The organism is Candidatus Hydrogenedentota bacterium (genome assembly GCA_018005585.1).
GTDB lineage: Bacteria > Hydrogenedentota > Hydrogenedentia > Hydrogenedentales > JAGMZX01 > JAGMZX01.
The window spans coordinates 12,941-34,474 of the sequence record JAGMZX010000026.1 but is presented as its reverse complement, the minus strand read 5'-3'; the positions used below and the strand labels follow the sequence as shown (position 1 = coordinate 34,474).

The 21,534-nt window shown below is 64.1% G+C and carries 21 protein-coding genes; 3 read left to right on the top strand and 18 right to left on the bottom strand.

The features are described 5' to 3' along the window. From KA184_06560 to KA184_06475, 18 genes are all read right to left on the bottom strand, one after another. A partial coding sequence (locus KA184_06560; protein MBP8129228.1) for a hypothetical protein occupies positions 1–652 on the bottom strand: 652 nt, incomplete at its 3' end. After that, positions 649–2,100, bottom strand: coding sequence for a hypothetical protein (locus KA184_06555; GenBank protein MBP8129227.1), 1,452 nt, complete (start codon positions 2,098–2,100; stop codon positions 649–651). The genes KA184_06560 and KA184_06555, both read right to left, overlap by 4 nt. Further along, on the bottom strand, positions 2,097–2,369 hold the full coding sequence (locus tag KA184_06550; protein ID MBP8129226.1) for a hypothetical protein: 273 nt from the start codon (positions 2,367–2,369) through the stop codon (positions 2,097–2,099). Before KA184_06550 ends, KA184_06555 begins: the two co-directional genes overlap by 4 nt. A gap of 12 nt (positions 2,370–2,381) precedes the next feature. Continuing rightward, the gene (locus KA184_06545) at positions 2,382–2,873 is read right to left on the bottom strand and encodes a hypothetical protein (GenBank protein MBP8129225.1); all 492 of its coding nucleotides are present in this window, start codon (positions 2,871–2,873) and stop codon (positions 2,382–2,384) included. A 55-nt stretch (positions 2,874–2,928) separates the two neighbouring features. Continuing rightward, positions 2,929–3,384, bottom strand: a complete 456-nt coding sequence (locus tag KA184_06540) for a hypothetical protein (GenBank protein MBP8129224.1) — start codon at positions 3,382–3,384, stop codon at positions 2,929–2,931. 137 nt (positions 3,385–3,521) lie between these two features. Further along, positions 3,522–4,952, bottom strand: a complete 1,431-nt coding sequence (locus KA184_06535) for a trypsin-like peptidase domain-containing protein (GenBank protein MBP8129223.1) — start codon at positions 4,950–4,952, stop codon at positions 3,522–3,524. Continuing rightward, positions 4,949–7,651, bottom strand: coding sequence for a [protein-PII] uridylyltransferase (gene glnD, locus KA184_06530; GenBank protein ID MBP8129222.1), 2,703 nt, complete (start codon positions 7,649–7,651; stop codon positions 4,949–4,951). The genes KA184_06535 and glnD overlap by 4 nt, the downstream gene beginning before the upstream one ends. Continuing rightward, positions 7,648–8,469, bottom strand: a complete 822-nt coding sequence (locus KA184_06525) for a tetratricopeptide repeat protein (protein MBP8129221.1) — start codon at positions 8,467–8,469, stop codon at positions 7,648–7,650. The genes glnD and KA184_06525 overlap by 4 nt, the downstream gene beginning before the upstream one ends. After that, the gene (locus tag KA184_06520) at positions 8,466–10,268 is read right to left on the bottom strand and encodes a BatD family protein (GenBank protein MBP8129220.1); all 1,803 of its coding nucleotides are present in this window, start codon (positions 10,266–10,268) and stop codon (positions 8,466–8,468) included. The genes KA184_06525 and KA184_06520 overlap by 4 nt, the downstream gene beginning before the upstream one ends. Continuing rightward, positions 10,269–11,192: a hypothetical protein gene (locus KA184_06515; protein MBP8129219.1), complete on the bottom strand. Its 924-nt coding sequence runs from the start codon at positions 11,190–11,192 to the stop codon at positions 10,269–10,271. It lies immediately after the preceding gene. Further along, positions 11,189–11,896: a hypothetical protein gene (locus tag KA184_06510; protein ID MBP8129218.1), complete on the bottom strand. Its 708-nt coding sequence runs from the start codon at positions 11,894–11,896 to the stop codon at positions 11,189–11,191. Before KA184_06510 ends, KA184_06515 begins: the two co-directional genes overlap by 4 nt. After that, a complete protein-coding gene (locus tag KA184_06505) occupies positions 11,889–12,974 on the bottom strand; it encodes a VWA domain-containing protein (GenBank protein ID MBP8129217.1) in 1,086 nt (361 codons plus the stop codon). Before KA184_06505 ends, KA184_06510 begins: the two co-directional genes overlap by 8 nt. Positions 12,975–12,991: 17 nt before the next feature. Beyond that, positions 12,992–14,035, bottom strand: coding sequence for a VWA domain-containing protein (locus tag KA184_06500; GenBank protein ID MBP8129216.1), 1,044 nt, complete (start codon positions 14,033–14,035; stop codon positions 12,992–12,994). Continuing rightward, positions 14,032–14,961, bottom strand: a complete 930-nt coding sequence (locus KA184_06495; GenBank protein MBP8129215.1) for a hypothetical protein — start codon at positions 14,959–14,961, stop codon at positions 14,032–14,034. The genes KA184_06500 and KA184_06495 overlap by 4 nt, the downstream gene beginning before the upstream one ends. A gap of 10 nt (positions 14,962–14,971) precedes the next feature. After that, positions 14,972–15,862 carry a DUF58 domain-containing protein gene (locus KA184_06490; protein ID MBP8129214.1) on the bottom strand — a complete coding sequence of 297 codons (891 nt, stop codon included), beginning with the start codon at positions 15,860–15,862 and terminating at the stop codon, positions 14,972–14,974. Position 15,863: 1 nt separating this feature from the next. Beyond that, the gene (locus tag KA184_06485) at positions 15,864–16,292 is read right to left on the bottom strand and encodes a GxxExxY protein (protein ID MBP8129213.1); all 429 of its coding nucleotides are present in this window, start codon (positions 16,290–16,292) and stop codon (positions 15,864–15,866) included. Between the two features lie 72 nt (positions 16,293–16,364). Then, positions 16,365–17,351, bottom strand: coding sequence for a MoxR family ATPase (locus KA184_06480; GenBank protein MBP8129212.1), 987 nt, complete (start codon positions 17,349–17,351; stop codon positions 16,365–16,367). Next, complete coding sequence (locus KA184_06475) at positions 17,348–18,139, bottom strand: hypothetical protein (protein MBP8129211.1); 792 nt, start codon at positions 18,137–18,139, stop codon at positions 17,348–17,350. Before KA184_06475 ends, KA184_06480 begins: the two co-directional genes overlap by 4 nt. A gap of 645 nt (positions 18,140–18,784) precedes the next feature. Between KA184_06475 and gap the strand changes: the two genes are divergently transcribed. The 3 genes from gap to rpsO all read left to right on the top strand — a co-directional run bounded on the left by gap (position 18,785) and on the right by rpsO (position 21,399). Then, a complete protein-coding gene (gap, locus tag KA184_06470; protein ID MBP8129210.1) occupies positions 18,785–19,804 on the top strand; it encodes a type I glyceraldehyde-3-phosphate dehydrogenase in 1,020 nt (339 codons plus the stop codon). 31 nt (positions 19,805–19,835) lie between these two features. Next, positions 19,836–21,038, top strand: a complete 1,203-nt coding sequence (locus tag KA184_06465; GenBank protein MBP8129209.1) for a phosphoglycerate kinase — start codon at positions 19,836–19,838, stop codon at positions 21,036–21,038. 91 nt (positions 21,039–21,129) lie between these two features. Further along, a complete protein-coding gene (rpsO, locus tag KA184_06460) occupies positions 21,130–21,399 on the top strand; it encodes a 30S ribosomal protein S15 (GenBank protein MBP8129208.1) in 270 nt (89 codons plus the stop codon). Positions 21,400–21,534 lie beyond the last annotated feature (135 nt).

Genomic DNA, 21,534 nt, shown 5'->3' with positions numbered 1-21,534 from the left:
GCGCGGCCAGCGCCCGCGCTTTTTCCCAGTCGCGCATGCCCGGCGCGGCGGGCCGGAAGTGCGTCACCACGCCGGAACCAGGGTCTGCATAGGCCGCGAAATCGTTCAAGGCGTCGAATGCCCAATCGCCCAGCGGCAATTCAGGAACGGCCCGGGTACAGGGCGTGAAATTCGCGAAGAAACAGAATGCAGGCGGCGAATCCGGCCCTGTAACCTCGAGCCGCGCCACCAGCACGTCCAGTTCCGCATGCACAAACAGCACCTGGCGCGCCTGACCGCCATCCCCGGGCATACGCCCTTCGGTGACGATGATGGGCGCGCCGGGCGCCGCGTACCGCTGCTCGAGAGAGTCGCCGGGCGCACCGAACCACAGGTACTCGCCGCCGAACGACACGCCCCACCGAAGGCCGTGCCAGGGCGGCGCGTCTCGCCTCTCTCCGGGCTCGGCGACGTACGTAATCTGGTCATGGGCGCCGGGACTCGGCCAGCAACACGAGACGACGCGTCCCCCCAGATTTGCGCCCACCGTCAGTGCCCCGTTACCCGACGCGTGCGCGAGGCCCGCGGAACCAAGACATTCTTCCAGCGGCATCGCCGCAGCGCAGGCCGTGACCGGCGCCAGAACCATGAGAATCGCTCGCGAAAGGTTCATGGCCGTCCCGGCGCCTCCGTTTGGGCAAGGCATCCCTCGATCCGCAGAATGTCGCGTTCCATGCGGCCGTCGAGGCGCAGTGTGCCGAATTGCGCCAGCACGCGCGCATAAGGGAGCAACAGCTGCTCGGCGTCCCGCGCGTCCACCTCGGGGACCAGCTCGAACTGGGCAGCCCGGCGCAAGAACTCCTCGGCCACGCGGCTCCAGCGGCGCCAGTCCACGCGCAGCGCGATATCGGCGTGCACCATGGAACTTGTGTCAAGCCGGTTCGCGATGCGTGACATCGCCGGTTCCTGCGCGGCGGCGTACCAGGCGTTTTCGCCTGACGCCAGACAGAGGGTCCAGTACTCGCCCAGCACGGGGAATACAAGGCCGGGCACGCCGTTCCACTCGAAGGGAAACGCATCGCCATCAACAAGCGGCTGCAGCGGATGGGGGGCCGACTCCGCGCGCGAACTGCGCAGCACAAGGGCCAGCCCCGGCATGGGCACGATGCCGCCGCCGAACGCCACGTCCGTCAGCGCCACTGAGCATTCTTCAACCACCTGTTGCCAGTCCGGCGCGACGCCGTGGTCAAACCAGGCGCCGCAAGCATACGAGACGCATTGCGGCACTTGCGCAAGTCCGCAAGCGCGCAGTTCGCCAACGAGGCGCGCCCCAATCGGCCGCAGCAACGCGCCCAGCGCGGCAGCGTCTTCGACCCGCGACGCCGTGAACGAGACGAGGGGCGCGTCCGGCCAGGCGTCCGCGAGGACCAGCGGAGCACGGCGCTCGGTGACGCGGCACTCCAGCGCACCCGAAACCGGCAGCCCCGCCGAAGCGCGGACTTCGAGCCGTCCCGCGGGCGTTCCTGTCCACGCAAGGGAAACCTGGTCCCCGGCGAGGTCTTCCGATGCGGCGGCGGGCGCGGCCAGCGCGGCGCTCACGTAGCCGCAGTCGGGCGAGACGATGAGGTAGCCGTCGCGCCACGCGTAATGGAAACGGCCATAGCGCCAGATGCCCCCTCCGCCACGGCCCGCGCCGAAGACCCGGTTCAAGGCGTGCGCGCCGCGCGCGAGCAGGCCCGGCTTGACGCAGAGGCCCCATGTGCCGCCGCGCGCCCCGGCCAGCAGCCGCGGTCCGAACCAGACACGCCATCGCAGCGGCGTCGGGCGGATGCCCGTTTCCAGGCGTATGGCGAGCGCGAGTCTCTGCGTGAGTTCCGGCAGCTCCGAAAGGACGGCCTCACCGGCCCGTGTGCGCTGCAAGGCATCGAGAAAGACCGGGAAATCCGCCGCTTGAACAACAAGTTGGGCGTCCGCGGGAAGAAATCCCGCGTGAAGAGCGGTCTTCCACTGGCGATCCGCCGCGGCCAGAACGGTCACCACGACCGGAACCGCGGCCAGCAGCAGCCACGGCGCCGCGAGACGAAGCCTGCCGCCCCGGGTGCGCGCCGACGCGTTTGTCACGCCTGTTCCCAGATGGCGTCCTTCTCACTATCGCGCTTTTCTTCCAGCGCGGCGAGCGCGGCGGCCATCCCGGCCTGCATTTGGGCCAACTCCTCCGCGGTCTTCGCCTCACTGAATTGCTGGTCGTATTGAAGGCGGAGTTCGGCAATCCTGGCCTCGTAGCGCTTGTCGATCTCGTTGATGGCTGCCCGCTGCGCGTCCGTAAGCGAGCGCATGGGGCCGCTTTCCCGTTGCAGCCGTTCCATGGCCAATTCGTAGGCGCTTTTCATGGCGCGTTGCTCCTAGACCCTGAATTCATCTTCCACAATAGTCGAAATGAACCGCTCCACCGAAACGGGATAATAGCGGCTGTCCGGCGTGATGATGACGCCCGTCCGGATGTCTTCCATCCGGTCGAGTTCGTCCATGCTGGATGAAAGCGCGTGTTCCACCGGTTCGCGAAGATGCTGCACTTCGAGGTACTCGGACTTGCACTCGACGGGATGGCGCCGGAAACCCAAAAAGCCGAAGACCCGGCCCTGCAACCCGTCGTCCACGTTGTCCTCGCCGAAGATCTCCTGGTATTGCGGCAGGAATTGCGCGGGCCGGATCACAAACCGGGGCGAAACGTGGATTCTGCCGCGCACGCGCGTCGTGGCGAATCCCTCCTGCGCCGAAACGCCCAGGCAAATGTACGGCAATTCGTGGTACCCGCTTATGATGCCATAGGTAGGTCTGCGCACTACTACAGTGCGGTAGAACAGGTTCTGCAATTCTTCGCCGCTCAACGCCATTTTCCGGTGATTCCAAAGCGGAATTCCGCCCTGTGTTCTTCTTCCGCGATCGAGTCTACTGTATCGGCTTGGGCAACGCAACTTGTCCCACTTGACGGACACGCGCCGACCCGCCGTCCCGGCTGACCTGAAACAAGAGCCCGACCCTGTCTCCGGCGTTCAGGCGTTCCCAGAGTTCGGGCGGCACTGGGCGTTCCGCCTCGATGCGCGCGCCCTCAGGAGTCGTGATTGCGAAGCGCAGCAGCGGCGCCTCCTCCCTTCCGCCGCCGGGGCCTGAGAGCTTCTCGATGATGACGCCTTCGCCGTGGAGCACCGGTTGGCCCAGGAACCGGAACGCGGGCAGGTCACGCGCATAGAGAAGCACGAAAATCGCAAAGGCGAGAATGCCGATCGAGAGCAACGAGAAGCGTGCGCGTGACGGCGCGGCCGGCACACGAAGACGTTCGAAGACGCCCCTGCGCGTCTCGCGCGCGGTTTCCGTGCGCGCCCTGTAAACGTATTTCGTCGCCAATGCGGCATCCCTCGCTCCGCACCATGATGGACCGGCATGCCGCGCCCGCGCAAGCCCCCCGGGCCGGGGAAAAGTGCGGCGGGGCGCACCGCGCATGACGCGCCGGTTCCGCCCCGCCGCCGCTTCGCATACATGCGTTACTCCGCCGACTTTGGCACCTTGATAATGGTGATATCCGGCTCTCCTCCGGCACGTATGAACCGGACCATCACCGATTTCCCGGGTTTCGCGATGTTTTCCAGCAGGTCGTGAAATTCGCTCGGGCTGCTCACGGGCTTGCGTCCGACCTCGATGATCACGTCGCCTTCCATGAGACCCGCGTCTTCCGCGGCGCTGCCGGGCAGCACCTCGGACACGACCACGCCTTGCACGCCTTCCTCGAGTCCCAACCGTTCGGCCAATTCGGGAACCAGAGGCTGGACCCGCAGCCCAAGCGTCTCTCGGCCGCGTACGGGTGCCGCTTCCTGCGGGTTCCATTCATCGAGATTTACCTGCACCTGCACAATCTCTTCGTCCCGCCAGACTTCCAGAGTGACAGTGGCGCCGGGGGTAAAGCCCGAGATGGTTTTCACCAAGTCATTCGCGTCCTCTATGTCCTCGTCGTTGACCTTGCGGATTACGTCGTACGTCTGCAAGCCGGCCCGTTCGGCCGGCGTGCCGTCCTGAACCTGTTTCACGAACGCGCCTTTCCCGTCAGGAAGGCCGAGGCTGTCGGCGAACTCGCTGGCGTCCATGATCTGCACGCCGAGATATCCGCGCGTCACCTTGCCGCCCGAGATCAACTGAGGCACGATCTCTTTCGCCGTGTCAATAGGGATGGCGAAGCCGAGATTGTTCGCGCCCCAGACAATGGCGATGTTGATCCCGATGACCTGGCCGTCGATATTGACCAGCGGGCCGCCGCTGTTGCCAAGGTTGATGGCCGCATCGGTCTGGATCAGGTTCTGGAACCGCAGCCCTTGCGCGGCAAGGCCGGCAAGGTTCTCCCGGCCCAGCGCGCTGATGTGGCCGAAGGAGAAAGAGCCCTCGAAGCCGCGAGGGCTGCCCACCGCGATGGCGAACTGGCCCACCTTCAAGTCGGACGACACGCCGAGCTGCGCCACGGGCAAGTCCCCTTCCGCGTTGATCTTGATGACGGCAAGGTCGGTGTCGGGGTCGCGCCCGACAATTTCCGCTTCGTACTCTTTCCCGTCACTGAGCCGCACGGTAATCTCGTCCGCGCCCTCCACGACATGGTTATTCGTCACGATGTGCCCTTCCTTGTCGTAGATGAAGCCCGAGCCGGTGCCCCGCGTCCGCGGCATTTGCTGCCGCGGATTGAACCGCCGGTCAAACGGCCCGAAAAACCGGAACAGGTCCTCCATCCCTTCCGGCACGCCGTCCCCTTCTGGGAACTGGCTGAGCGAGCCCTCCGTGTCGATATTCACGACACAGGGCCGCAAGGCCTCGTGCAGGTGGATGAACGAGTCTTCAAGTTCCTTCAGCATCTCGCCGCGGGCGGCGGCGGCGCCCGCCAGACCGGCCGCAATCATCACAGTCATTACGGTTATGCGCCCAAGGGTTCTCATAAGGTACCTCCTTTGCGTTCAGCCGGGGATCGCCGTTCGATGGCCGAGGTCAATGCCTCCTGCACCACCAACTGTGCGGCGGAATCCTCCAGCTTTCTGTTGTTCAACCGGACATAAAACGCGTCGCGGACACGCCGTGCGTCCGTGACGATACGAGCGGATTGAATATCCATCCCCACCTCGGAAAGCGCGCGGGTAATGTCATACAGGAGACCGGTCCGGTCTCCCGTTTCGATATCGATAACCGTGTCGGTTCGGGAGGCCCGGTTATCAAAGCCGATGACGGTGCGCAACGGCGCGCGGGGCTGGAGCAGGGCGAACAGGCGCCGCCGCGACGCTTCAACGTGCCTTTCTATATCCTCGCCTTTCATCAACACCGCGTGCAGCACGCGCCGCACCCCCTCGCACTGCGCGCCGGTGAGCGGTTTCCGCCGCGACGCGTCGAAGACGGTGAAGCAGTCCACCACATAGCCATCCGGCAGCGTGAACAGGGCGGCGGCCCAAACGTCCACCAATTGCGAGGTGAAACTGCCCGTAATCTGCGAGAACAGGCCGTGCCGGTCGCGGGTGCACACGACCACTTCCGTCATGTTCGTCTCTTCAAACGTGCTGAAATGGACGGCCAGCCCCGTTTCGCGGCCATCCGCCAGGCACGCCATGTGCCGCGCGATGTGCCGCGGCGAAAAACCTATGAAATAACGCTCACCCAATGCGCGCAGGTGCCCTTCGACCTGGTCGCGCAGGTCCGGGGACACCTCCTGCCGCACGGCGTCCGCCTTGGGCAGCATCCAGAATTCTTCTTCGATGACCTCAGCGCGCCCGAGCAGCACCCGCTCCGTCTTCAAGAACAGCTTTAGCAGCAAGGCGCCTTTCCACTCCGTCCATACTTCGGGCCCCACGGCGAACAGGTCCGCATAGGAAAGGAGGAGCAGCTTGCATAGCCGCTCGTCGGATTTCATGGTCTGCGCAAACGACTGAATGATGTCCACGTCGTCCGTGTCGCGGTAAAAGCTGATGTGCGTCATGTCGAGATGATGTTCGACAAGCCAGGAAATCGGCTCCGCAGCCTCTTCCGGCAACCCCATGCGCGCGCAGATGTGCCGCGTAAGACGAACGCCTTCGACGACATGTTCCTCGCCCAATGCCTTGCCGAGATCGTGCATCAGAATAGCCATGACCAGGATGTACGGGTCGCGAATATGGTGCAGCGCGCGCTCGAGAATGCGCGCAACGCCGCTTTCCATCTCCGGGATCTCGGCGAGGGCCTCGGTCGCCCGCAGCGTGTGCTCGCCCACGGGATAGTGGTGGAAGTCCTCGTACCGCACCACGTTTTGGACGGCGGCGAATTCAGGCCAATACGCGCCGAGCAAGCCGCAGTTGGCCATCTGCCGCAACACGCGGCCGGCGCGGAGCGGCCGGTTGCAGATAGCCACAAAGAAGCGGCAGACCAGGTCATTCGATTGCATCGCCTCGCCGACCAGGTGGAGGTTTCGGGCGACCAGTCGTTCGGTCTGCGGGCTCAGCGGCACGTCGCGGCGCGCCGATTCCCAGAAGACCCGCATCAGCCGCGATGGGTGCTCCGCGAACCAATTGGCGTCGTTCAATCCGGCATGGAGCAAGCCCCCACGCGCCACAATCCCGGACGAGTCGGCGTCCGGCGCCTGCACGGACTCCGGTTCCATCTGCTGGTCGCAGATACGGGCCGCCGTCTGGAGGAACCGGCGCAGGCGGCGCGCCGCGGCGTAATAGTCCTGCAGGAACCGGTCGATGGCCTGCTGCCCATGGAAATGGTATCCGAACCGCTCCGCGAGCTCCCGCTGCTGTTCGAAGGCAAGCTGGTCCTGCGCCTTGCCCGCGCCGAAATGCAGTTCATTGCGCACGCGCAGCATGAAGTCCAGGCCTTCCAGCACGTCCAGATGTTCTTCCGGCGAGATGAGCCCGAGGCCTGTGAGGTCGTCCAGAGACGTGACGCCGCGGCTCAGCAGAATGATCCACATGGCGGCGTGAAAATCGCGCAGCCCGCCCACGTTTTCCTTCACGTTCGGCTCGGGGCTGTACAGGTCTCGGTGTTCCGGCGCCAACAGCGCGGGGTCTTCGCGCCGCCGGATATGCGCCAGCGTCTGGTTCAGATGCCGCGCCGGGATTTCCGTCATGCGCAGCTTGAGCCGCGCGAAAACAGTGTTATCGCCGGTGATCAGCCGCGCCTGGCTGTAAGTCGTGAACACCTCGGGGTCTTGTTTGGCCAGCGCCACTGCCTCGGCGACGCTGTGAACCGTGCTCCCCACGTGAAACCCGGCATCCCACAAGAAGGTGGTCAAGAAACGGCTGAGTTCGCGCACATCCCGCGCGAGGCGGCCTTCATAGATGATGCCCACGTCCAGGTCCGAATGCGGGCACAGCTGGCCGCGCCCGTAACCTCCGAGCCCGCAAATGGCGACGCGCGACAGCAGACACCGGTCTGCCCTGATGAAGCGAATCGCGAAAACCATGGCGCCGCGCACTACCGCGTCTGCGGCGTCGGCCAGCAGCCGGACCACGTTGCCGCCCGACTCGCCCTGCCGGTGCCGTTCCTGGATTTCGGCCCAGCGGGCCTGCACGAAGCAGCGCGCCGCAGTGAGGCAATCGTCGCGCGTGATTCCCGCGAGCGCAACTCCGCCGTCCTGCGTCATCGCGACCAGCTGTCCGAACGGGATACTCACGAGGCGGTCTCCGCTGCTTCCGCGGGCGGCGCGCTGTCTTGCGTCGGAGGCTCGCCGTAGGGAGGCGTTGAATAGACAATCGTATTCTCGGGTATCCAGCCGCGGGCGCCATCCGCCGCGGCAACCAGGACCCAGCCATCGCGCCGCGCCTCTACCAGAACCCGGTCGCCATCGAACAATTCGCCTGGCATCTTGCGGCCGTCCCCGTCGGGAGCGTAGAGCACCACTTCTTCTTGTTCGCCGGGGCCATAGCGCATCGCAACCTGGTCAACCGCTACGGCGGCCCGCGGCGCGGGGCGCCCCTTGGCCAATGTTGAGGCGCCAAACGCGACGGCGAGTATGCCCGCCGCGATAATCGCCCCGTGAAGATAGGGGATCTTGCGCCACAGGCGCACGCCGAGGAATGCCCAGAACAACACCCACGAAATGGCGGCGAGCACGCGTGTGGTGTCGTACGGAATATCGTAATGCCAGAAGAACAAGTTCCGCGCCCACATCGCGGGCATCGGCGCACCCAGCTTCCGCCGCGTCTTCATGACCGCCTGCCCAAGGTTATCGCGCGCGTCCGGCATGCCCGGCTCGAGGCGCAGGGCCCGCTCATAGTTCGCGATGGCGCAGCCGAGCCGCCCTTGTTTGTAGTAGGCATTGCCCAAGTTGAAGAACACGGCCGGGTCCTCGATGGATTCCGCGATCAGCGCTTCGTAGCCGCGCGCCGCTTCCTCGTACGCGCCGCGCGCGTACGCATCATTGGCCTGCTCAAAGGTCTGCGCGAAGGAATCCACGCCCAGGAGCACTGTCAGCATAAGCGCCATGCTCATCGCGCGGCCCCCTTTCGCAAGGCCCCTTCAAGGACATCCATGCACGAGACGGCAGCGTGTGTCAGCGCGTCCAGCTCATCTTTGCTGAGTTTCGCCGCGGCATACCGGTCGCGTTCGCAGGACCGCAATATCTTTACCAGCGTTTCGCCGGATTCATTCGCCACGCCGCGCTCTTCCAACAGCTTGCGCACATCGGCGGAAGTCATACCCGCGCTGTTCAAGCCGCAGGTGTCTCCGAGATATTCGATCAGCGCGCGATACAGTTCTTGAACAGGGTCCGCGGCGCCCGCGATCTGCCGCAACCGTTTGCGGATACGCGACCGGGCGTAATACCTGCGCGCATAATCGGCGTCGGTGCGCAGACGCCGCTGCTGCCGCATGAACAGAAGAAAACCGCTCCAGAGCACCGGGGGTGCGAGCGCCACTACCGCGGGCGCGAGCGCTCCGCCGTTTCCCTTGCGCAAAGAACCGCCGGCGGCCTTGATCGACCAGATATCCTCTTTCATGTCCGCTTGGGTCTGCGCCACGGGAGTCGGCGCCGCCGCGACGCTCGCGTTTCCGCTCGGCGGGATGACGCGCACCGCTATGGGACGGGAGTCTTCGGTTCGATACCGTTCCGCGGCGGGATCAAAATAACAGAAGGAAATGGATGGAAGGGATTGCCCGCCGATTTCCAGCGGAGTCAAGGTGTAGCGAAACGACTTCGTGAAGGCCGGGCCTCCCTTGCCGTCCGGGTTCACTTCCGACAACTGTTCATGCACATGGGCCCAGGAAAGCTCGGGCATGACGGGGGACCCGATCGCGTCGGGATTGCCCTCGCCCGAGACGCGCACCATGAAGTCCACGGGCACGCCCTGTTCGATTTCCTTGACGGGAATTTCGACCTGCACGCGAAAGCGCCCAACCGCCCCCGTGAATCCGGGAGGCGCCTCCGGCAGGGCAAGCACTTCAATTGTAATGGGTTGCGTGGACAGGCGATAGCTGTGCGTCTTCGGCCCGAACTGCGTCATCGCGGTGGCCATGCCCTCCCATGTCCAAGGCCCGATTTCAAGCATGCCCGAACGCATCGGGTAAATGCGTTGCGTGAATTCCTGCACCTCATAGTCGAACCCGTTGCGCGACGCCCTGCGTTCTTCCTGCTCCGGTTGCAGGGCATAGAACCCTTCCGTCGACGGCATTTCGAGGTTGCGCGGCCCGGTGTACCGGACCGAAAGCCCCCAGTACTGCAACTGCCAGATGCTGAGCGTCAACTGGAGAGGTTCGCCTTGGTAGGCGCGACGTTTGTCTACCGTGCATTCCACCTGAATGACGTCATCCCATGTAACCTCTTTCTCTGTCTGGGCAGCGTCCGGGACGCCTCCGGCATGCGGCCGACGCGGCGCGGGCACATGCGGCACCGCCTGCGGCGGCGGCGACTTCTCCGCCGTCAACTGCAGCTCTTCGCTGAAGTAGTCCTTTCCGTCAATGCGCACGCTGATGGGCGGCAGGGTGATTGACCCTTCCCGCTTCGGCGTTGCGTAATACGTCCATTCATGCACCTCGTTCGTGGCGGCCCGGCCGTTGACAAACTGAATCTGCATAGACTGGCTTGTTCCAGCGGGCGTACGGTTGAAAACCAGCTCCTCCACATGCGGGATCACCGGCCGGCCCACCCGCGCGCCGCTCGCGCTCACGCGCACGGCAAACGGTTCGCCGACGAACACGGTCGTGCTGTCGACCGACACCTGCACGGAAGGCTGGGCCTGCGCGGCCAGCGCGAGGCAAGCCAGCGTCAGCGCTATGTGGAGCGTCCGCGACACTTACCACCACTCCCGCTGCATTTCACGACGGACCGGCGCGTCCTTCAGGAGCTTCTGCTCGCGCTTGTCTTGCTGCTCCAGGGCTTCCAGCAGCGCCTCGATATTCTGGTGTTCCTTCGGCTGCTGGTCTTGTTGCGGGTCTTCGTCCAGCGACGCTTCTTCCTGCTCGGGGGACTGCTGCTGCTCTTGCTGTTCCTGTTTGTCTTGCTGTTCCTGTTTGTCTTGCTGTTCCTGTTTGTCTTGCTGTTCCTGTTTGTCTTGCTGGTCCTCTTGGTCCTGTGGTTCCTGCTGCTGTTGCTGTTCGCTCTGCTGTTCCTGCTGCTGTTCGTCCTGTTGCTGCTGCTGCGATTGACTCATCGCCGGCGTCAACAACACGAGCAGTTGTCCCGAGTCACGCGGAATATCGCGAAACAGAATGGTCTGGTTCATGGGTATCTGCGCGACCGCCGCGAGCGCGACGACCTTGCCGCCGCCCGACTGGTCGACGACCTCGGCGTCCAGCGTCAGCGCGCCGCCCGCCGCGGGGGCGGCAGGCGCGCCCTCCGGCGGCGCGGCCAATTCCGGCCGCACTACGCAGGCAAAACGGTCATCGATGGGCAACGTCGTCTCTTGGCCGGGAGCGCATTCCTGCTCGGCCACGGCCACCTTCTTGAACGTATCATAGGGCAACGTGGTCAACAGTCCCTTCAGGCTTTCGAGTTCCTTATCCAGGTACGGCTCCGAACGGCCCTCGACACCTGCCTGTATCGCGGCCATGCGCATCATCAACGGCGGCGGCCCTTGCTCCGCTTCTTCGGCAACCGCCTCGGACGGCGCGGGGGCATCGGCCGCCGGCGGCGCGGGGGCTTCGGCCGCCGGCGGCGCGCCCTCCGGAGCTTGCGCCAGCAAACCTGAGAACAAAATGAGCAAGAGCAACGGACTCATGGTTGGGCTCCATGCGCGGCGCCGGGAACAAGCACGACGCTGGCCTCCTCGGGCAGGGGCTGCGCCTGCGCGCCGGGATAGTCCGTGCGCGTGCTCATGATGCGCACGGGCGGCGGCGACTCGGGCGGTTCCTGCAGCATCCGCTTCCAGAAATACCGGAGCCGTTCAAGGTTCTGCCGCGCGGGCGCACAGGCCGGATATTGCCTGAGAAACTGCTCATAGCCTCGCGAGGCCTGGCGCAGCCGGTCCACACGCTTCTTGAATTCGTCAAGGGGGACTGCGCTCTTGTCCTCCGTGTCCAGGTACTCCTGCGGCTTCGCTTCGAGTTCCGCCGCGCGGGCGTCACAATTGAGCGCGCCCAATTCCGCTTCCCGGCGCATTGCGGCGTCGCCCGCCCCGGCAAGTTCCTTGAAGGCGTTGGCGGTCTCCTGATACTTCGCAATAGCCTGCTCCGGATTTTGGCCGGCGAGACTTTCCGCAAACCTGAAGCCGGCATATGCCGCGGCATAGCGCAGGGACTCCAAATCGGGATTGTCCTTCTGGGCATCCTTATAGCGCGCCGCGGCCTCTTCATACCTTCCTTCATCCAGGAGTTGGTTGGCTTCCGCTATGTTTTCATGAACGCTCTCGCAAGGCGCGGTGCGCGCCAGGAGCAGCGCCGCACACGCGCCGGCGATGAGCAGGCAACGACGCGGTTCACGCATATGCGCCGCCCTCCGGGTCCTCGCCATACCGGCGCATGCGCCAACCACGGATATACGGCATCGCGCCAAGCCACAGCCCTTCCGCGGCGAAACAAAGAATGGCTGCGCTCAAAGGCCATTGATAACGGTTGATGAGCCTGTTGCGAATGGCGCTGGCATAGGCGCGGCCGCTCAGGTGCTCCAGTTCCTGATAGAGGCGATCGATGTCCTCGTTGCTCGCGGTCAGCGTCACAAAGGCATTGTGGTCGCGCGCGACGTTGCGCAGCGCCTCTTCATCCAGGCGTGACTGATGCGGTTGCGTCAATTCGGGCGCAGCCATTTCGCGCCCGCGAATGACGGGCGGCGGCACCACGGCCCCGTCCGGCGTGCCCACGGCCAGCACGAAGATTTCCGCGTAGGCGGCCGCCTCTCCCACGGCCTTCGCGGCGTCGCCCGTCACCTGTTCCCCGTCACTGATGAGCAGGATGGCGCGCGAGCCCTTGCCCGCGTCTTCCGCGCCAGCCGCGTCTTCGCGGAAGACCGCGGCGGCCTCGCGCAGGGCCGCGGCAATGTCGGTGCCTTCCGCGCTCAGTGTGTCTGTGTCCACCGCGTCCAGCACGCTGCGGAAATAGCCTTGGTCCAGGGTCAGCGGGCACTGGAGGGCCGCGCCCCCGGAAAACGCGACCAGTCCGAACCGGTCCGCGGGGCACTTCTCCATCAGCGACTGAATTTTCTGGCGCGCGCGGGCAAGCCTGCTGGGGCGCAAGTCGGCCGCGTTCATGCTTTCGGAGGTGTCCAAGAGAATCAGGATGTCCCGGGAGTGTTTTTCGACTTCCACCCACGCCTGGCCCCAGCGCGGCTGGGCCAACGCCAGCGCGAGCGCGGCAAAACCCGCCATCGTCAGCCAATACAACGGCCGCCGCACCCGTGCATCATAGCCGGGCAGCAGCCGGGGCAACAAGCGCGCGTCGACGGTTCGCTCGAGCCGCGCACGGCGTTGCCGTTCCAACCGGCGGAGCAGCCAAGCCAGGCACACAAGCACCGCCGCGCCCAGCGGCAGCCACAGGTGCCATTGCGATTCAGAAAACAGGTTACCCATGCCGCGCCAGCATCCTCTTACGGTATCGGCTCGAACCAGCGCCGCCGCGTTACGATCGACGCCAGCAGCGCGAGCCCGCCCAACACCGCGTAGGGGACAAACGCCTCCTTGTATTCGTAGTAGTCGCCAATCTCGATTTCCGTCGTCTCGAGTGCGCTGATCTCCGCGTATGCCTCGCGCAGCAATTCGGTGCTCGTCGCGCGGTAATAGCGCGCGCCCGTCGTCTGCGCAATGCGTTCGAGCGCCTTTTCATCGATCGGATTCGCAAGCATGGGAAGACCGCCCGGGCCAAGGGTCACGCCTTCCTCCGCGGAGCCGGCCCCTATCGTATACACGCGAATACCGTAGGATTTCGCCACGTCCGCCGCCGTGATCGGGTCGAGTTCGCCCCGGTTATTGAGGCCATCGGTCAGGAGAATGATGACTTTGGATTTGGCTTCGCTCTGACTGAGCCGCCGCACGGCCAACCCGATGGCCGATCCGATCGCGGTGCCATTCTTGCGCGGGTCCTGGTCGTCGACTTGGGCCAGGTTCAGTTCATGTTCGAGCACTTCGTAGTCCAGCGTCAAGGGGCACTGTGTCCACGCGAACCCGGCGTAGAAAATCAGGCCGATACGGTCCATGCCGAAGCGGTCCGTATCCAGCGTCTTGCGGCTCTGGATGAAGTCGCGAACCACCTCTTTCGCCACATAGAGCCGGTCGCGCGGGCGGCCGCCCAGATAGAGATCCTGCTGCGTCATGCTGCCCGAGACGTCAAGGCAGAGAATGATATCGATGATATTCTCCCGGTCCTTGCGCAGCCGCTGCCCGCTCAAGGGCCGCGCCAGCGCGAAGATCAGCAGCGAGAGACCGAAGGCGCGGAGGACCGCCGGAACGCGCCGCGCAATGGCCGCACGGCGCCCGCCCGGCAGACGCGCGAGAATCTCGCCGGTCGAGATATTCAGCGCTGCCGCCGCGCCCGCGAACAATTCCACCGCGAGCACCACAGCCACCGCCGCCAGCAGCAATAGCGCCCAGGGATGGCTGAGCGCGTTGAAATGGAATGTATTCAGCGCGTTCATGCGGCAACCCTTTTGTCCGCCTCCGGCGCGCGCATGACCGTGTCATCGACGAACCGCGTGACAAGCGCGAACCCGTTCGTCATTTCCTCATAAGACGGCTTATAAAGGGCGAACTTCACGCGGTCGCAATGGCGCAGGAAATGGGCCAGAGCGTTCTGCTGCTCTTCCGTAAACAGGCCGCTGCCCGATGCGCTGTCCAGAAACTCCGGCGTCGACTGTTCGGGCGCGCGCAAGTGGAAACGGTCTTCAATGTAATAACGCAGAATGGCGGTCAGGTCGACATAGTACGCCTCGTGCTTGCCCGCTTCCGGCAACTGCCGCATCGCCAGCGCGCGAAGCCGCTGCCGCGCCACTTCCCATGGCGGCAACGGCGGCGCAACGGGCGCGCCTGTCCTCCGGCGATACCGCAGCACGGCCAGGACAACGGCCGCTATCGCGAGCAGCAGCGCCAGCACCGCAAACAGGCGCGCGGGCCAGCCCAAAGGCGGACGCGGCAAGAACACGCCGGGCGCCGCGCCAAGACCGAATTGCTGAACCTGCTCCTTCTCCTGATCCGTGAGATCGCGCACCTCGAGCATCAGGGGCGCCGTGGCTGCGTGCTGGTCTTCCTCCGCCGCAACCTCGACGGACGGCACCAGATAGGAACCCGCGCGCACGGCGTCCACCACGTAGCGTTGCCGGACGCGCTGCCGCCCGGCTTCGAGCGTCTCGCGTTCCGGCCCCTGCGCCGTCACTTCCACCCCGTCCATCTTCGGCAGCGGCGGGATGGCCACCTCGGCGTCGCCGGGGGCTTCGACGGTAATCGTGAGCACGGCGGTGCGATGAAACGGCACGCAGGGCGGCTCCAGCGTCGTTACGACATCCACGGGCGCGGCCGCGGCCATGCCGCCGCCAATCACAAAGACCCATGACATCCAGCGCCTCATGCCCGAATCCTCACGCCGTCGCCCGGCGCCGTTCGCGCATCAGGAAGAAGCGATACAGTTCGTTGAAATAGGACCGCTCTTCGTCGGCCCGCACACGTATTGCGTCCACCGCGGTGCGGCGGAAGATAGCGTCCCGCTGTTCCGCGCGCTTGCGCGCCGCCAGCGCGTACTGGCGGCGCACCTCGGGATTACTCGAATCCACAAGGGTTTCGCGGCCCGTTTCCGTGTCGCGCACGCAGAGCAGGCCCACGTCCGGCAACTCTTCTTCCCGCGGATCGGTCACGGCCACGGCAATCACGTCATGGCGCTTGTTCGCGATGCGCAGCGGCGTTTCGTAGCCGTCCGCGAGAAAATCCGAAACCAGGAAAACGACGGCGCGCCGCTTGACCACGCTGTTGAGGTAATGCAGCGCCGCGGGTATGTCCGTGCGGCGGCCTTTCGGCTTGAAGAACAGCACTTCGCGGATAACCCGCAACACATGCTGACGCCCTTTCTTGGGAGGCACATACAGTTCAATTTTGTCCGTGAACACGAGCAAGCCGACTTTGTCGTTGTTGTGAATCGCGGAGAATGCGAGCACCGCGCACAGTTCCGCGGCCACCTCGTACTTGAACCTCCCCCTGCTGCCGAACCGGCCCGAACCGCTCGCGTCGACCAGCAGCATCACGGTCATTTCCCGCTCTTCCGCCAGCACCTTCACGTGCGGATGGCCCGTGCGCGCCGTTACGTTCCAGTCAATGGCACGCACGTCGTCGCCGGGCACGTATTCCCGTACTTCCTTGAATTCCATGCCCTGGCCCTTGAACACGCTCTCGTACTGGCCCGCCACGACGTCATTCACCATCCGGCTGGTCCGGATTTGTATCCGGCGTATCTGTTGCATCAGTTCCGACGGGAGCATGTCAGTTCAACCTCGCCACAGCATAAGAATCCAACCGCGACACGCGCGCAGGTGCGCTCACAAGGCGCTTGACGCCGCGCGATAGCCGGTCATTGAAATGAGTGGGTATTCCGCGCCACATGTCGCCCGGGCGCAAATGAGTCAAGGCCTGCGTTTCAGGAACCGGCAAGATCTCTCCGGCCGATGTGGGTTCGGGATCGGTTTTCTCTTCCACTTTCAAATCCAAGCTCAGAGCCGTGGCGCGTTCTTCTCCTCTGTAACGCAGAGCGCCGGCATCCTGCCGCGTGAACGCCACGCCTCTCCGTTCTGCCTCGCGGCACGGGGCCTGCTCAAAGACAGGTTCCGGCAATCCTGACCCCAACACACGGTCGCCTTCGATTGCGGCGCCAGTGGTCTGTTCACGCACCTTCTTTGACTGCTCCTGATTCATCGCTCTCGCTTCACCGGTCCTCTCTTCGTGTCCCCTTGACTCTCCTGTCTCCCTGTCCGTAACAAATCCTCCTTACGGCACGGGCACCGTGTCGAGCACTTTGCGGATGACGTCTTCGCTCGTGATGTTCTCCGCCTCGGCTTCATAAGTGACGCGTACCCGGTGGCGCAGCACGTCCATTGCGATCTGTTTTACGTCATTCGGGAACACGTTGCCTTCACCCTGGAGAAACGCCAGCGCCCGCGCCCCCTGCTGGAGATACAGGCTCGCGCGCGGCGAGGCGCCATACTCAATCAGGTGGTTGGTCTTGAGGCCGAACGCTTCCGGGTTGCGCGTCGCGTGCACGATGTCCACGATGTAGTTTTTCGCCTTTTCATCGACATAAATCCGGTTCACCACCTCGCGCGCTTCCAGGATTTCCTGCCGTGTCACGACGGGGGACACGGCCGTCGCATGCAACAGGTCGATACGGCTCATGATCTCCCGCTCTTCCGCGCGCGTCGGGTAATTGATTCGCAGCTTGAGCATGAATCGGTCCACCTGCGCTTCCGGCAGCGGATACGTGCCCTCCTGCTCAATCGGGTTCTGGGTCGCGAGCACCATGAACGGTTCCTCGAGCCTGTAAGTCTCCTCACCGATCGTCACCTGGCGCTCCTGCATCGCTTCAAGCAGCGCACTCTGCACCTTGGCCGGAGCCCGGTTGATCTCGTCCGCGAGAATGATATTGCCGAAGATCGGGCCTTTCTTCGTCGTGAAATCGCCCGATTTCGGGTTGTACACCAGCGTCCCGATCAAGTCGGCGGGCAACAGGTCCGGCGTGAACTGGATACGCTTGAACGTGCACGCCATCGCCCGCGCCAGCGTGTTCACCGCCGTAGTCTTCGCGAGACCGGGCACGCCCTCGATCAACACGTGACCGTTGGCAAGCAGCCCCGCAAGCATCCGGTCCACCATATACTGCTGGCCGACGATGATTCGGGCCATTTCCGCGCGCAGGCGGTTCACGAACTGCGCTTGCTGTTCCACGCTCCGGCGCACCGCTTCTACATTCACGCTCATGGTGTCGCAGTCTCCTTCCAATGCGCCAGCGCGCGCTCCACGTCGCGCAGGTCGCCTTCCATCTGGTCCTCGGTGGGGCGCACCCCGCGGTAGCCCACCTCCTGGCAACGCTCCTCAAACTTCTGCTGCAGCCCGGCCCCGTCTTCGGCGGGCAATTGCCCGGCCGCCTGCCCGAGCATGCGATAAAACGAATAGAAATCGCCGTCCAGGCGATGGCGGCGCGCCGCGTGCAGCGACTCGTTCATCCGTTCCATCGGCGACAACGGCGCCTCCTGACCGGCCTGGTTGCGGCGCCGCCGCTGCGCCCAGATGGCGATAGCCGCGCCCGCGACGATCAACCCAGCCGCCGTCACGACGTATCCCAGACGGCCGCCGGGCTCTCTCACAGTAATCGCGATAGCGGGCACCTCCAGGATGTCGTACCCGGTCGGGGTACCGCCCTCGGCAGCCAGAGCTTCCTTCGAGACATATCGTATTTTTAGCGGCGGCGTTTCGAACTGACCCGCCTTCTTGGGCTTGACCCGCAGCGTCTGCGTAACTACCGTTTCGCCGCCCAAGGCCCGCGCGGAAGTCCGCGCCACTTCCAGGTCGCCCCAGTCCATCTCCTCGCGTTTCAGGGGCAACACAACAAATGCGTCCACAGGGCCCGCCCATCGCACGACAACATCTAATTCCAGCATTTCGTCGAGTCGCGCCGTACCGGCCGTCGCGGGCGCGTCAACCACCGGCGCTGCCGCCAAATTCCGCGGCAGGACCACCGCGGCAATCATGCAGACCAGGGTTGCCACACGGTTTCGCATGAAGAAAGATGAGCATAGACCATGCCGAAAACAGGCTATCTCATAAGTGACGCTAGGGCAATGACTTATGGTAACGCATTCCAATGACGGCGCGCCTTATATCGGGCAGGAACGCCTAGCGCGCCTCATCTGAGTTTCGACCGGTTCCACAATATCCTGGGGATATCGCGGCATTATGCGTCAGTCAAAGGGCCGGACAGCGCACCCGGATAAACGGGATAGCCGCAGTCTGCAGCCAGCACGTCCCGTGACGCCGGGCACGAGCTTTTCGAGGTTCCTGCGGGTTGCCCATTTTTCCGTCGTGGGTGGCAAGCGCCTGCTTCCAGAGGAATTCGCGGCCAGCAGCGGCGAGGGGCGTTTGACTTGTCCGCCGCGCGTATGCGATACTTCCGCCCAATAGAAAGCATGAGACAGCACCCCTGTAAACAGTGTGGGGTGAAGGCGAGTCCGGCCATCCTGGAAGACTCGCCGGAGTGGGGGTAAGAATGCCCCTGTCTGATTTCTGTTCGTGTTTTTCTCTCGTTTTCTGGACCAGTTTTATTCAGGCCGCTGTACGAAGTGTACGCAAGGGACGGGGTCCCCGGCGGCGTCTGAGCAATATGGGCGCAACGCAGAAGAAAGGAAGTACGAACCATGGCAACGAAGGTAGGCATCAACGGATTCGGTCGGATTGGTCGCGCCGTGTTCAAGCTGCTGATGGACGCACCTGATTTTGAGGTGGTCTCCATTAATGACTTGACGAACGCGAAGACGCTGGCCCATCTTTTGAAATATGACAGCGTTTTTGGCGTGTACAAGGCGGCCGTATCACACACGGAAAATGCGATCATCGTCGACGGCAAGACGGTCAAGGTCACGGCGACCAAGGACCCCCTCGAATTGCCGTGGGGGGACGACGGCGTGGAACTGGTGCTCGAATCCACGGGCAAGTTCACGACAAAGGGTGACTGCATGCAGCACGTCGAGCGTCCTGAAAAGGGCAAGGCGGGCGCGAGCAAGGTGCTGTTGACCGTGCCGCCAAAGGATGCCGTGGACGCCATCATCGTCATGGGCGTGAACGATCACACCCTGAAGGCCAGCGACACCGTCGTGTCGAACGCAAGTTGCACGACGAACTGCCTCGCGCCCATGGCGAAGGTCCTGCATGCCACCTTCGGCATCAAGCGCGGGTTCATGACCACCGTGCACGCGTACACGAACGACCAGCACGTGCTCGACATGCCGCACAAGGACCTCCGCCGCGCCCGCGCCGCGGCGAACGCTATCATCCCGACCACGACCGGCGCGGCCCGCGCCGTCGGAAAGGTGCTTCCTTCGCTGGCTGGCAAACTGGATGGCATGGCCATGCGCGTTCCGGTCATTGACGGCTCCGTCGTGGACCTGGTCGCCGAGTTCGAGAAGCCGGTGACCAAGGACAGCATCAACGCGGCCATGAAGGCGGCGGCGGACGGCGAATTGAAGGGCATCCTCGAGTATTGTCCGGACCCGATCGTGTCTTCCGACGTCATCCGCAACCCGCATTCGAGCGTCTTCGACGCGCTGTCCACGATGGTCATGGGCGAGAACTTCGCGAAAGTCGTCTCCTGGTACGACAACGAATTCGGCTACTCGAATCGTTGCGTCGACCTGCTCCGGAAGATGGCGAAGAAGTGAGCCCCGGCCTCGAACGGAAAGGCGATAGTCCATGAACAAGCTGAGCATCACCGGCCTGGATGTCCAAGGGAAGCGCGTGCTCATGCGCGTGGACTTCAACGTCCCCCAGCAAGACGATGGTTCCGTGCGCGACGACACGCGCATCCGCGCGGCGTTGCCGAGCATCCAGTACGTGCGCGAGCATGGCGGAAAACTCGTCCTTATGTCGCATCTGGGCCGCCCAAAGAAGGCTAAGGGCGACGCGGCCAAGCTGGCTCTGCTGAAAATGGACCCGGTCGCGGACCGGTTGCACGAACTGGTTGGTGGCAACGTGAAGAAACTCGACCAGCTGGTCGGTCCTGAGGTGGAAACCGCGGTGGCCGCCATGCAGCCGGGCGATATCATCCTGCTCGAGAACACGCGCTTCGACCCGCGCGAAGAGGCGAACGACCCAGAGCTTTCCAAGGCGCTGGCGCGGCTCGGCGATGTCTACGTGAGCGACGCGTTCGGCACGATGCACCGGGCGCATGCATCCACGGTGGGCGTGACCGAGTTCATCTCGCCGTGCGCGGCGGGTTTTCTGGCCGCGAAGGAAATTGAGTTCTTTTCGAAGGTGTTGCACAACCCGGACCGCCCGCTCGTGGCGATTCTGGGCGGCGCCAAGGTCCAAGGCAAGATCGAAGTGATCGACAATCTGTTGAATCTCGTCGACGTGCTCCTGATCGGCGGCGGCATGACTTACACCTTCTTCAAGGCACAAGGGCTCGAGATTGGCGACTCGCTGCTCGATGAAGAAGGCCTCGAAGCCGCCCGCGGCGCCCTGGCCAAGGCGAAGAGCCGCGGCGTGCCCCTGCACCTGCCGGTGGACATCGTCTTGGCGGACGCGTTCTCGGAGGACGCCAACGTCAAGGTAGTCCCGGCCGATGGCATCGAGCGCGGCTGGCAGGGCCTCGATATTGGGCCGAAAACGACGGAAAACTTCATCGCCGCGGTCAAGAAATCGAAGATGGTCGTGTGGAACGGCCCGGTCGGCGTCTACGAAATGCGTCCGTTCAGCCGGGGCACGCAGGCGCTTGCCGAGGCGCTCGCCGCGGCCAATACCACCAGTATCATCGGCGGCGGCGATTCGGCCAGCGCGGTCGAGCATTTCGGATTGGCCGGGAAGATGTCACATGTTTCCACGGGCGGCGGCGCCTCCCTGGAAATGCTGGAAGGAAAAACGTTGCCGGGTGTAGCCGCGCTTACGGACAATTGACCGGCTGCCCGGCGGCAGGAAAAAGGACCCGCGGCTCGGACGCAGGCAAGAAGCGTGCGGCGGTCTGGGCGCAGGGCGAAAGGACACGACAATGCCATTGACGAAGGAACGGAAGAAGGAGGTCATCAGCAAGCACGGGAAGAGCGAGGCGGACACCGGCTCCGCGGAAGTGCAGATCGCGCTGTTGACGGAACGGATCAACCAGCTCACGGAGCATTTCAAGGTCCATAAGAAGGACCACGCCGGCCGCATCGGGCTGCTCAAGATGGTCGGCAAGCGGCGCAATCTCTTGAACTACCTGCGCCGTAATGACCTGGAACGCTACCGCGGCCTGATTCAGGAACTGGGCCTGAGAAAGTGACGCCTGCGTGGAGGGGCGGCCAAGGCGCCGTCCCTCCCTTGATTTTTCTCCCGCCTGGATTGGGTGCGGGACCACCGCGCGCAGGCCGGGCCATCCTGCAAGACGAAAGAAGTACCGGAAGAATGTGTGGAGAAG

What these genes read in the sequence shown, in the direction of transcription:
- KA184_06505 (MBP8129217.1), bottom strand. Translation starts at nt 12,974, where the DNA reads ATGGGTAACCTGTTTTCTGAATCGCAATGGCACCTGTGGCTGCCGCTG.
- KA184_06465 (MBP8129209.1), top strand. Translation starts at nt 19,836, where the DNA reads ATGAACAAGCTGAGCATCACCGGCCTGGATGTCCAAGGGAAGCGCGTG.
- KA184_06485 (MBP8129213.1), bottom strand. Translation starts at nt 16,292, where the DNA reads ATGAATCAGGAGCAGTCAAAGAAGGTGCGTGAACAGACCACTGGCGCC.
- KA184_06495 (MBP8129215.1), bottom strand. Translation starts at nt 14,961, where the DNA reads ATGAGGCGCTGGATGTCATGGGTCTTTGTGATTGGCGGCGGCATGGCC.
- KA184_06510 (MBP8129218.1), bottom strand. Translation starts at nt 11,896, where the DNA reads ATGCGTGAACCGCGTCGTTGCCTGCTCATCGCCGGCGCGTGTGCGGCG.
- KA184_06535 (MBP8129223.1), bottom strand. Translation starts at nt 4,952, where the DNA reads ATGAGAACCCTTGGGCGCATAACCGTAATGACTGTGATGATTGCGGCC.
- KA184_06500 (MBP8129216.1), bottom strand. Translation starts at nt 14,035, where the DNA reads ATGAACGCGCTGAATACATTCCATTTCAACGCGCTCAGCCATCCCTGG.
- KA184_06545 (MBP8129225.1), bottom strand. Translation starts at nt 2,873, where the DNA reads ATGGCGTTGAGCGGCGAAGAATTGCAGAACCTGTTCTACCGCACTGTA.
- KA184_06480 (MBP8129212.1), bottom strand. Translation starts at nt 17,351, where the DNA reads ATGAGCGTGAATGTAGAAGCGGTGCGCCGGAGCGTGGAACAGCAAGCG.
- gap (MBP8129210.1), top strand. Translation starts at nt 18,785, where the DNA reads ATGGCAACGAAGGTAGGCATCAACGGATTCGGTCGGATTGGTCGCGCC.
- KA184_06525 (MBP8129221.1), bottom strand. Translation starts at nt 8,469, where the DNA reads ATGAGCATGGCGCTTATGCTGACAGTGCTCCTGGGCGTGGATTCCTTC.
- KA184_06550 (MBP8129226.1), bottom strand. Translation starts at nt 2,369, where the DNA reads ATGAAAAGCGCCTACGAATTGGCCATGGAACGGCTGCAACGGGAAAGC.
- KA184_06490 (MBP8129214.1), bottom strand. Translation starts at nt 15,862, where the DNA reads ATGCTCCCGTCGGAACTGATGCAACAGATACGCCGGATACAAATCCGG.
- KA184_06515 (MBP8129219.1), bottom strand. Translation starts at nt 11,192, where the DNA reads ATGAGTCCGTTGCTCTTGCTCATTTTGTTCTCAGGTTTGCTGGCGCAA.
- rpsO (MBP8129208.1), top strand. Translation starts at nt 21,130, where the DNA reads ATGCCATTGACGAAGGAACGGAAGAAGGAGGTCATCAGCAAGCACGGG.